This window comes from Streptomyces sp. NBC_00464 (genome assembly GCF_036013915.1).
Lineage (GTDB): Bacteria > Actinomycetota > Actinomycetes > Streptomycetales > Streptomycetaceae > Streptomyces.
In genome coordinates, this window is sequence record NZ_CP107899.1 from 736,248 (window position 1) to 747,885 (window position 11,638).

The 11,638-nt window shown below is 71.6% G+C and carries 5 protein-coding genes; 3 read left to right on the forward strand and 2 right to left on the reverse strand.

The window, feature by feature from the left end:
• Nucleotides 1–29: 29 nt before the first annotated feature.
• The 3 genes from OG912_RS03190 to OG912_RS03200 all read left to right on the forward strand — a co-directional run bounded on the left by OG912_RS03190 (nucleotide 30) and on the right by OG912_RS03200 (nucleotide 4,244).
• Nucleotides 30–1,661, forward strand: a complete 1,632-nt coding sequence (locus OG912_RS03190; protein ID WP_327708064.1) for an OPT/YSL family transporter — start codon at nucleotides 30–32, stop codon at nucleotides 1,659–1,661.
• Nucleotides 1,662–1,726: 65 nt separating this feature from the next.
• Nucleotides 1,727–2,791 (forward strand): S-methyl thiohydantoin desulfurase domain-containing protein, encoded by a 1,065-nt coding sequence (locus OG912_RS03195; protein WP_327708065.1) that lies wholly within the window; start codon nucleotides 1,727–1,729, stop codon nucleotides 2,789–2,791.
• A complete protein-coding gene (locus OG912_RS03200; protein WP_327708066.1) occupies nucleotides 2,784–4,244 on the forward strand; it encodes a M20/M25/M40 family metallo-hydrolase in 1,461 nt (486 codons plus the stop codon). The genes OG912_RS03195 and OG912_RS03200 overlap by 8 nt, the downstream gene beginning before the upstream one ends.
• Before the next feature lie 99 nt (nucleotides 4,245–4,343).
• Here the strand turns inward: OG912_RS03200 and OG912_RS03205 are convergent, their stop codons facing one another.
• Together OG912_RS03205 and OG912_RS03210 are read right to left on the reverse strand one after the other, a co-directional pair.
• Nucleotides 4,344–7,937, reverse strand: coding sequence for a S8 family serine peptidase (locus OG912_RS03205; RefSeq protein WP_327708067.1), 3,594 nt, complete (start codon nucleotides 7,935–7,937; stop codon nucleotides 4,344–4,346).
• A gap of 20 nt (nucleotides 7,938–7,957) precedes the next feature.
• Nucleotides 7,958–11,548 (reverse strand): S8 family serine peptidase, encoded by a 3,591-nt coding sequence (locus OG912_RS03210; RefSeq protein WP_327708068.1) that lies wholly within the window; start codon nucleotides 11,546–11,548, stop codon nucleotides 7,958–7,960.
• Between the last annotated feature and the right edge of the window lie 90 nt (nucleotides 11,549–11,638).

Sequence of the window (11,638 nt, forward strand, 5' to 3'; positions counted from 1 at the left end):
GCCCACCCGCACGGGAGCACCGAAGACCCATGAGTACTGACGCCTCGCCCCAGGCAGAGACCTCGCACCCCGCGAGTGAGGGCCGACGCCATCCCCGCGCCCTCGCCCCCGGCAATCTGATCCTCACCGTGGTGCTCAGCGTGTTCGGCGCGATCGTGGGCGTACAGCTGCTCGCCACGCTCGGCGTCACCCCGAGCACCTCGCTGATCGGCGCGCTGGCCGCGATGACGCTGGCCCGCGTACCGCTCGTCATGTTCCGCGGCTTCCGTTCGGTGCACGCCCAGAACCTCGCGCAGACCAGCATCTCCTCGGCCACGTTCGGCGCCGCGAACAGCCTGTTCCTGCCGATCGGCATCCCGTTCCTGTTCGGGATGGACAACATGATCATCCCGATGCTGATCGGCGTCTCGGCCGCGATGCTGGTCGATGCCTGGCTGCTCTACCGGATGTACGACACCCCGGCCTTCCCCGCGAAGAACCCCTGGCCGCCCGGGCTCGCCGCCGCCCAGGCCATCAAGGCCGGCGACGAGGGCGGCCGCCGCGCCAAGGTGCTCGGCCTGGGCCTGCTGACCGGTCTGGTCGGCGCCGCGTTCACGCTGCCGATGTCGGCGTTCGGCGTGGCCCTGATCGGCGGGTTCGGCGCCATGGCCGCCTTCGGCGTCGGCCTGCTGTTCAACCAGTACGCCGACCCGCTGTTCGGCCTCGACCTGGGCGCCATGTACCTGCCCCACGGCATGATGATGGGGGCGGGCCTGGTCGCCCTGGTCCAGGTCGGCCGCACCCTGGTCAAGGCCCGGCGCACCCCGGCGGACGACATCCGCGCGGCCGAACCGGCCGACGCGCCGGAAGGCGCCCGACGGCTGGGGCGCTCCATGCGGCTGGGCTTCGGCGCCTACCTCGCGATCTCGGTCCTGCTGGCGTTCGGCACCGGTGCCGCCACGCACATGAGCCCCGGCATGCTGATCGGCTTCCTCCTGTACGCCTCCGTCGCCGCGTTCCTGCACGAGCTGCTCGTCGGCATCGCCTCGATGCACTCCGGCTGGTTCCCGGCCTTCGCGATCGCCCTGATCACTCTGCTGCTCGGCATCCTCATCGGCTTCCCGCCCGAGGCGCTCGTCGTGCTGTCCGGCTTCACCGCCGCGACCGGCCCGGCCTTCGCCGACATGGGGTACGACCTCAAGGCGGGCCATCTGCTGCGCGGCGAGAACGCCGACCCGGCCTTCGAGCTGGAGGGCCGCCGCCAGCAGCTGATCGCCGCGATGATCGGCTTCGGCGTCGCCATCGTCGTCGTGCTGGTCTCGTACCGGATGTTCTTCGACAACGGGCAGACCGCCCCGATCGACGCCGCGTACGTCGCCGCGATCAAGGCGGGCCCGTCCGCGGAGACCGCCCGGGACCTCGCCCTGTGGGCGATCCCCGGCGCGATCGTGCAGTTGATCGGCGGCTCGAAGCGCCAGCTCGGCATCCTGCTGGCGACCGGGCTGCTGATCACCACACCGATGGCCGGCTGGATGGTCGCCGCGGGCATCGCCGTCCGCGTCCTCGCCCCGCGCGTCCTCGGCCCGAAGGCCAAAGACGACCTGGAGGTCTTCGCCGGCGGCGCGATCGCCGGTGACGCCCTCTACTCGTTCGGCAACGGCGTGTTCAAGGCCGCCAAGTAGGCCACGCAGCCGGACCCCTCCACCTCCTCTCGCACCTCTGTACAGAACCACCCTGGGAGACCCCCGTGAAGCGACAGTTGACCCATGACGACATCCGCGCGGCCGTGTACGGCGGTGCCGTACTGGGCGGAGGCGGCGGCGGATTCGTCGAGCGGGGGCTGCGCACCGCCGAACTGGCCCTCCAGATCGGCATACCGGAGCTGTGGTCGGCCGACGAGTTCGCGGCCGACGACCTGACCGCGACGGTGGCCCTGGTCGGCGCCCCCGCGGCGCCCGACCCGCAGGTGCTGCCCACGCACCTGCTGCGCGCCCTGGAGCTGCTCCGCCGTGACCTGCCGCGCCCGCTCGTCGCGATCCACACGAACGAGAACGGCGCCGAGACCACCATCAACGGCTGGTTCCACTCCGCGATGACCGGCCTGCCCGTCATCGACCTGGCCTGCAACGGCCGCGCCCACCCCTCCAGCGTGATGGGCGCGATGGGCCTGCACCAGGAGGAGGGCTACCTCTCCTCCCAGGGCTACGCCGGCGGCAAGCCGTACGCCTACGTCGAGGGCTCGGTCTCCGGCCGCCTGGAGGCCACGTCGAACGTGGTCCGGCGCGCCTCCGTCGAGGCGGGCGGCTGGGTGGGCGTCGCCCGCAACCCCGTCGAGGTCGGCTACGCGGTGCGCAACGGCGCACCGGGCGCGATCGGCTTCGCCATCGAACTGGGCCGCCGCTTCCTGGCGGGCGGTGTGCTCGGCGCCGCCCAGCATCTCGGCGGTGAGATCGCCGTGACCGGCACGGTGCGCGAGTACCGCTGTGAGCAGCGGGAGGGCCTGGACGTCGGCGTCGCGGTCCTGGACGACGCGGCGCGCACCACCCTGTACATCGTCAACGAGTACATGGCACTGGACGTCGCCGGTGCCCGCCGGGCCTCGTTCCCCGATCTGATCACGACGTTCGACGCGGCCGGGCAGCCGCTCGCCTCCGCCGACGTCGAGGTCGGCAAGCAGGTCAGCGTGCTGGTCGCCCCGGCCGAGAACCTCCTGCTCTCCCGGACGATGTACATGCCCGAGGTGTACGCGCCGGTGGAGGAGCTGATCGGCATCGAGTTCGCCCCGGCCGCAAAGGCCCTCGCCGATGCCTGAGCAGGCTCCGGCCGGTGTCGCCGACGCCGGCCCCGTACGGGACTTCTGTGACGCCCAGTGGGAGACGGAGGTGCTCCCCCTCGTCCGGCAGCACATCCGCGTCCCGGCGGTCAGCCCCGCGTACGACCCCGACTGGGAGGCCCACGGCCACCTCGACCGGGCCGTCGACGCGGCGGCCGAGTGGCTGCGGAACGTTCCGCTGCCGGGGTTGCGGGTGGAGGTCCTGCGCGCGTCCGGACGTACGCCGCTGATCTTCTTCGAGGTGCCGGGCGAGGGCGCGCGGGCGCAGGAGACCGTCCTGTTCTACGGCCATCTGGACAAGCAGCCCGAGGGCGACGGCTGGACCGATGGCCGCAGCGCCTGGGAGCCGGAATTCGACGACACCCGGCTGTACGGCCGCGGCGGCGCCGACGACGGGTACGCGCTGCCCGCGTCGGTGACCGCGGTCCGGGCGCTGGCCGAGCAGGGCGCGGCCCGGCCGCGCTGCGTCGGCGTGTTCGAGGCCGGCGAGGAATCGGGCAGCCCCGACCTCGGCCACTGGTTCGCCCGGCTCGCGCCGCGCATCGGCGAGGTCGGCCTCGTGGTCTGCCTGGACTCCGGGGCGGGCGACTACGAACGGCTGTGGCTGGTCACGTCGTTGCGCGGGGCGTGCGGCGGGACGCTCGATGTGCGGGTCCTCGGCGACGGCGCGCACTCCGGGGACGCGGGCGGCGTGGTGCCGTCGTCGTTCCGGGTGCTGCGGCAGTTGCTGGACCGGCTGGAGGACGGCGCGTCGGGTTCGCTGCGCCCGGACGTACTGCACTGCGAGGTGCCGGACGAGCGCCGCGCCCAGACGCGTGAGGCGGCGGCGCTGCTGGGCGAGCGGGTGTGGGGCCGCTTCGACTGGTACGGGAACGCCTCCCCGGTGACACGCGATCCCGAGGAGCTGCTCCTCAACCGGGCCTGGCGTCCCAGCCTGGAGGTCACCGGAGCGGACGGAATTCCTCCGGTCGTGTCGGCGGGCAACGTGCTGCGTCCGCGCACCCGCGTCAAGGTCTCGCTGCGGCTGCCCCCTGCGGTGGACAGCGCGGCGGCCCTCGCGGAGGTCGGCCGGATCCTTGAGGCGGACCCGCCGTACGGCACGTCGGTCCGGTTCACACCCGACCGGGTCCTCGCCGACGGCTGGCACGCACCCGCCGAACAGCCGTGGCTCCGGGCGGCACTGTCGGCGGCGAGCCGGGCCTGCTTCGACGGGGCGGACGCCGCCCGGATCGGGCAGGGCGGCACGATTCCCCTGATGGGAAAGTTGACCCGGCAGTTCCCTGAGGCGCAGTTCCTGGCCTGCGGAGTGCTGGGTCCCGGTGCGAACGCCCACGGCCCGAACGAGTCCCTCCATGTGCCGTACGCGCGACGCCTCACATCGAGCCTGGCGCTGATCCTCAACGCCTACGCCCTCTGGGCCCGGCCTGAATGAACCCGCCTGCGCGGACCGAACGACGCGCGGGAACGAAAGGGGGCCCGCCCCCGGAATGCTTCCGGGGGCGGGCCCTTTCGCGCCAACGGCCGTGCTGGATCAGCTCGTCAGGTCGGGGCGCTGCGTCACCCGGATCGAGTTGACCAACGTCGTGCCGGTGACCGCCTTGAAGCCCACGTCCAGCCGGCCGTCGGTGACCTTGACCGTGAACGTCCTGGACAGAGCCGTGCGGACACCGCCCGCCTCCAGGCGGATGTCCACGTCCGCCACCTTCTCCACGCCCTCGGCCATGACGTCGAAGACACGGGCACCGGGCTTCATGGCAACCGGTTCGGCGAAGCCCAGTTCCACCTGGTAGACACCGTTCGGAACGGCGTCGAAGCGGTACCCGTCGACACCCTGGCGGCCCGAGCGCAGCAGCTGCTGCTCCGGGGAGCTGGCGACGCCGGTGATGTCCTGACGGGTGTACGTGAGAAGGGTGCTGTCGCCCACGTACCCGAACGCGCCGTCCGCGTAGGCCCGGTCCGCCGTCCAGGCGTCACCCGCGGCGTCCAGCGACGCGGTGTCCGCACCGACGTCCACGCCCTTCTGGTACGCCGGGACGACCAGCTTCAGCGGCAGCGAGAACGTCGGTGTCCGGGCACTCTCCGACGTCACCACGAGGGTGCCGGAGTACACGGTGCCGGGCTTGGCCGCCGCCGTGTCGAACGTCAGCGTGACCTGCTGCTGAGCGCCCGCGCCGAGCGTGCCGGACGCCGGGGCGACCTTCACCCAGGAGGCGCCGGACTTCTCCACGACGGTGTACGCGGCGGACGAGCCGCCGTTGGTGAGGGTCAGGGTGCGCCGGCGCTGCTCGCCCGCCGGGACGACCAGCTGCCACCCGGAACCGTTGTCGGCCCGCACCGCGCCCGTGGTCAGAGCGGATTCGGTGCGCAGCGCGGACAGGCTGCCCAGTTCGGCCGTGCGGGTCGCCGTGGCGTAGTGCGGCGCCGTGATCGTGACCTTGTGGTCGGCAGCCGCGGTCACCGGGACCTGCGCCAGGTACGCGCCGTCGGCCCGGGTGGTCGCCGTGCCGATGCTCGTCCCACCGCGGGTGACGGTGACGGTGGCGCCGGTGACCGGCTTGCCGTCGTTGGCGTCGGTCACCGTGCCGGAGACGACCGCGTGGCCCTCGGTCCGGAAGCTGATCGCCATGCCGTCACGGACGGAGAGCTGGTCGAACGAGTACTGGAAGGCGTCGGTGCCGTCGTGGTTCTCCGCGCCGATGGTGGCGCCGGCGCCCTGCTCGAAGCCCTTCTCGCTGGGGTCGATGCCCTTGTAGTGGAAGGAGTAGGTACCGTCCTCGCCGAGCACGGCGGCGAAGCCGATGCGCCGGCTCGTGTCGCGGGCGATGAGCATGTCGCGCCACTCGACGACGTACTCGCGGTGCGGGGCGGTGCCACGGACCGACGTGTAGATGCCGGACGAGGCGTCCATGGCGAGCTGGTCCCAGAAGGGCGAGAGCGCACCGTTGGCCGGGGCCTTGGCGGGCAGCGAGGTGTTGTCGAGCAGCGCGAGGTAGCCGAAGATCAGCTGGCCGTCGCGGTTGACCCAGCCCTTGTCGTAGGTGTGGCCGTACAGGGCGACGGGGAACGGCGGGGTGACGGCCTGGTAGGTCGACGAGGACGTTCCGATGCCGAGCTTGGTCTCGCCGGTGGGGTAGTCCGCGGACACCTGGTGGCAGGTGGTGCCGAAGGCGTCGGTGCGGGTGGCGAGGGCGATGTCCTTGGTGGCCGTGCCCGTGACGATGTCGGTCACGATGCCGATGGTGGCCGCGCAGTGGTTGAGCGGGGTCAGGCTGATCCGGTAACTGCCCACGGGCAGCGTCACCTTGTAGCTGCCGTCGGCCGCGGTCGTGGCGCGGACCGGGGTGCCCTGCACCTTGAACGCGACGTCGGCCTCGGTGCCGGAGTCGCTGCGCACGGTACCGGTCAGGGTGCCGGTGGGTGCGGTGGCGAGCGCCGCGTCATGGGTGGCGGACCCGCCGTCGGTGACGGTGAGTCCGGCGCTGTCGGTGACGTAGCCGAACTTGGTGACGGTCACCGTGTACGCACCGGAGACCAGCCGCGGGAAGGCGTAGGTGCCGTCCTTCTTCGTGGCCAGGGTGGCGTGCGTGGGACCGGCCACGGAGACCTCGACGTCGGCGGCGCGTTCACCGCCGACGGTGACGGTGCCGGTGAGGGCGCCGACGTGGTCGCGCGGGGCCGCGTTGACGGCGGCGTACGCGTCGAGACGGCCTTCGCCGTAGACGTTGTTGAAGGCCGTGGTGCCGCCGCAGGAGGTGTCGTCGACGTCGATCGCGGCCTTGTTCAGCACGGCTTCGGTGGCGGTGATGTCACCGCGCAGCGCCGGGGCCGCCGACCAGAGCAGGGCGACGGTGGCCGCGGTGTGCGGCGAGGCCATCGACGTGCCCGACTTGGCCGCGTAGCCGCCGCCGGGGGTGGCGGAGCGGACGTTCACGCCGGGGGCGGAGATGTTCGGCTTGACGGTGCCGTCGATGCCCGGTCCGCGTGAGGAGAACGAGGCGATCCTGTTGTTGCTGTCGAAGGCGCCCGAGGCGTACGTGTTCGTGAGCGCGCCCGGGGAGCCGGCGGTGTCGCAGTACGGTCCCGCGTTGCCGTTGGAGAAGGCCGGGAAGATCCCGGCGTCCCGCCACGACTGCACCATCGCCTGGTACCAGGTGTCCAGGCTGTCGGAGCCCCACGAGTTGTTGATGACGTCGGGGGCGCGATCGGGGCGCGGGTTCTCCCCGTCGGCGTCGGTCGGCGCGAGCATCCACTGCCCGGCGGCGAGCAGCGCGTCGCGCGAACAGCCGTCCGGGGTACAGGCCTTGGCCGCCATCCAGCGGGCGCCGGGTGCGACGCCGATGGAGTTGGCGGTGCCGTCCTCGCCGACCATGGTGCCCATCGTGTGGGTGCCGTGCCCCTGGTCGTCGCAGGGCTTCGCCGTACCGCAGGTGTGGGTCGCGTCGAACCAGTTGTAGGCGTGGTCGTACGTGCCGTCGGCCTTCAGACCGCGGTAGGCGGCGGCGAGGGCCGGGTGCTGGTGGTCGACGCCGGTGTCGATGCTGCCGATGACCGTGCCTTCGCCGCGTACCCCGTACTCGTTCCACACCTTGGGGGCGTTGATCCGGTCGACGTTCCACTCGATGCCGTCGACCTTGGCCTCGTTGGTGCCGTTGACCGTGGGCGGGAGCGCGACGGTGTCGTCGGCCTCGATCGACGCGACGTCGGAGCGGGCGGCGATCTTCGTGGCCAGGGCCTTGCTGCCGGTGACCTTGACGGTGTTACTGATCCAGTACGACGTGTAGGACGCGTCGGCCTGCTTCAGCAGGCCCGTGAGTCCTTGCTGCGAGGTCTTGGCGTACGCCGTCTTCACCTTCAGGACGGCACGGCCCCGACCGGTCTTGGTCGCTGCCTTCTTCGCGGCCGAGGTGTCGGCCTGGGAGGCGAGCTGCACCCAGAACGAGACCTTGTCGTGCCGGGTGAAGTCCTTGAGCAGGGCGCTGTCCGCCTTGCTCTGCAGGGTGGTCGGCGGGACCGGTTCGGTGTCGGCGGCGACGGCCGGCAGGGCGCCCAGGAAGGGGACACCGAGGGTCGTGGCGAGCGCGGTGGTGAGCAGTCCTCGCCACCGGGGTGTTCTGTGTCGGTTCACGTCTGCTTTCCTCATCGGGATCAGCTGCTCAGGTCGGGACGCTGGGTGACGCGGATGGCGTTGACGAGGGTCTTCTCGGTGCCGGTGGCGACCAGCCGGACGTTCAGTCGGCCGTCGGTGACGGTGACCGTGAAGGACTTGGTGAGCGCCCGGTAGCTGCCGCCGGTCTCGGCGACGATGTCGAGGTCGGGCAGGTGGACGGAGCCCTCGGCGAGGACGTCGGTGAGGCGCTGCCCGGCCGTGACCTTGCCGAGCTCGGCGAAGTCCAGCTCGACCTGGTAGGTGCCGTTCGGTACCTGGTCGAAGCGGTATTCGAGGGCGCCTTCGCGGGCGGTCCGCAGCAGCTTGTCGTCGGTGGTGTCCTCGATGGCGTTGGTGGTGCTCACCTTCGTGGACTGGCCGACGAAGCCGTACGAGCCGGCCGTGTACTTCTGGTCCGGGGTCCAGGCGTCGGACGCGGAGTCGGTGTACGCCTTGGCCCCGCCGGCGTCGATCGCCGTGCGGTAGGCGGGCACGGACACGGTCACCGGAATCCTGATCTCCGGGGTGCGGCCGCTGTCGGAGGCGACGACGACGGTGCCCTTGAGGGCGGTGCCGGGCGCCACACCGTGCGTGTCGAAGGTCAGGACGACCTTCTGCTCAGCGCCCTTGGCCAGCTGCCCCTGTGCGGGCGCGGCGCTGAACCAGGAGGAGCCACTCGCCTCGGTGACCGTGTAGCCGGTGTCGGAAGCGGAGTTGGCGAGGGTGAGGGTGCGCTGCCTGCTCTCCTCGGCGGGGACGACGACGGTGGTCGCGTTCGCCGGGGCGGCGGTGACCCTTCCGGTGGTCAGCGCGGTGGAGAACTGTTCCGTCGAGCCGGTCGCGAGCGCGAAGGTGCGGGTGCCCGCCGTGTAGTGCGCGGCGGTGACGGTGACGTCGTAGTCGGCCTTGTCGCCGGTCACCGGCGTCTGCACCAGGTAGCCGCCATCGACCCCCGTGGTGCCGGTGGCGACGGTCTCGCCGTCCCGCGCGACGGTGACGGTGGCTCCGGCGAGCGCCTTGGCGTCGTTGCCGTCGGTGACGGTGCCGGACAGGGCGGCGCTGCGGGTGGGCCGGAACTCTACGGCCAGGCCGTCGCTGACGGACTTCTCGTTGTACGAGTACTGCAGGGCGTCGGTGCCGTCCCCGTTCTCCGCCCCGATCGTGGCGCCCGAACCCTGCGCGTAGTCGCCGCCGGTGGGGTTGCGGTAGTGGAAGGAGTAGGTGCCGTCCTCGCCGATCACCACGGAGAAGTCGAGCTTCTGCGTGCGCGCGGCGGACGTCACCACGTTCCGCCACTCCACGACGATCTCGCGGTGCGGGGCGGTGCCGCGGGCCGACCAGTAGAGGTCACCGCCGTCGGTGGCCAGCTGGAGGTTGTCCCAGAACGGGTAGAGGGAGCCGTTGGGGAGTCCCGTGTAGGGCAGGGTCCGGTTGGCGCTGACGTTGACGGACGGCTCGAAGCTGAGATAGCCCTCGACGTTCGCGGAGGCCTGCCGGTACGTCTTGCCGTACAGCGCCACCGGGAAGGGGAACTTGACCGCGGCCGAGCCCTCGTAGTCGCTGCTGGTGCTCAGCTTGGTGGCACCGGAGGGGAACGCGGTGTCGTGCGTGGTCCGGCATACGGTGCCGAACCGGTCACCGCGGTTGGGCAGGGTGAGGTCCTTGCCGGCCTCGCCCGCGACGACCTGGACGCCGAACGATCCGATAGTGGCGCAGCGGGAGACCGGGGTGACCGTCAGCTGGTAGGCACCGGCGGGGAGCCGGAGCGCGTACGTACCGTCGGCCGCCGTCGTGGTGGTGGTGTCGGCGGGGGCGCCCGCCACCACGATCTTCGCGCCGGCCTCGGGGCCGGACAGAGTGGTCACGGTGCCGGTGAGCGTGCCGATGGGCGCGAGGGCGAGGGTCAGGTCGCGCGTGGCGGTGGCGTCCTCGATGACGGTGGCGGTCGACTCGGCGGTCGTGTAACCGAACTTGGTGACCTTGACCTTGTAGTCGCCGACCATGAGCTTCGGCAGGCTGTACGTGCCGTCGGCGCGGGTGTCGGCGAGGGCGTTCATCGGTCCGTCGAGTTCCACGGTGGCGCCGGCCAGCGGTGCGCCGTCGGAGGTGACGGTGCCGGTGAGGCCGCCCAGCGGGCCCCGGGGCACGGCTGCGACGGCCTCGTAGGCGTCGAGCCGGCCCTCGCCGTAGACGTTGTTGTTCTCGGCGCTGCCACCGCAGGTGGTGTCGTCCACGTCGTGGGCGGTGCGGTCGAGGAGGCGTTCGGTGGCCGCGACGTCACCCCGGATCGCCGGGGAAGCCGCCCACATCAGGGCGACGGTGGCGGCAGTGTGCGGTGACGCCATCGACGTACCGGACATGACGGCGAATCCGCCACCGGGCGCGGCCGAACGGACGTCGACACCGGGGGCGGCGATGTCAGGCTTGACGGCACCGTCCTCGCCGGTACCGCGGGACGAGAAGTACGCGATGTCGCCGTCACTGTCGAAGGCGCCGGTGGCGTAGCTGTTGGTGTAGGCGCCCGGGGAACCGGCGGTGACGCAGTCGGGACCGTCGTTGCCGTTGGAGAACGCGGGGAAGATCCCCGCGTCGGTCCATGACTGGACCATGTCCTTGTACCAGGTGTCGATGACGCCGGCACCCCAGGAGTTGTTGACGACGTCGGGGGCCAGGTCCGGGCGCGGGTTGTCGCCGTTGCGGTCGGTGGGCGCGAGGATCCACTGGCCGGCGGCCATCAGCGCGTCCTGCGCGCAGCCGATCGGGGTGCACGCCTTGGCGGCGATCCACTGGGCGCCCGGTGCGACACCGATCTTGTTGCCGTCGCGGTCGTCCCCGACCATGGTGCCCATGGTGTGGGTGCCGTGGCCGTGGTCGTCGCAGGGTGCGTCGCCCGGGCAGCTGGCAGTGGCGTCGAACCAGTTGTACTCGTGCTGGTACGTGCCGTCGGCCTTCAGACCGCGGTACTTGTTCATCAGCGTCGAGTGCTGGTAGTCGACGCCGGTGTCGATGTTGGCAACGACCGTGTCGCTTCCGTTGACGCCCAATTCGTCCCAGACCTTGGGCGCGTTGATGCTGTCGAGGTTCCACTCGACGCCGTTGACCGTCGGTTCCTGCTCGGCGGGCAGTTCCTCGGGCAGCTGGAGGAGCTTGTCGGCCGCGATGGAGGCGACCTCCGGGCGGGCGGCGATCTTCTCGGCGAGGGCCTTGTCGCCCGTGATCTTGAGGGTGTTGCTGATCCAGTACGACGTGGCGTGCGCGCCCGCCTTCTTCACCAAGGCCTCGATGCCGGCCTGAGTGGTGGTGGCGTGCTGCTTCTTGGCCGCGATGACGGCCTTGTCCCGGCCCACCCGGGTCTTCGCCCGCTTCGCGGCCGAGGTGTCGGCCTTGGAGCCGAGCTGCACCCAGAAGGTCGTAGTGTCCTTCTTGTCCAGCTGCCGGACGACCTCGGTGTCGGCCTTGCCCAGCAGCTGGGCCGCGGGGGTCGGTGCCGGGTCTGCGGAGGCGGGCACCGCCGCGAGGAGCGGCGCCCCCATGGCCAGGGTGAGCGCGGCGGCCAGAAGGCCTTGCCGTCGCGCGAGTTGCTGTCTCACGTACACACTCTCTTTCCGGAGGGTTCACTCATGCAGGGCCGGGCGGGTACGGACCGGGCCCGGAGGCCGGTCCGCACCGCGCCGGGGTTC

Coding starts and splice junctions, on each gene's coding strand:
- OG912_RS03190 (WP_327708064.1), top strand. CDS start 30: ATGAGTACTGACGCCTCGCCCCAGGCAGAGACCTCGCACCCCGCGAGT.
- OG912_RS03200 (WP_327708066.1), top strand. CDS start 2,784: ATGCCTGAGCAGGCTCCGGCCGGTGTCGCCGACGCCGGCCCCGTACGG.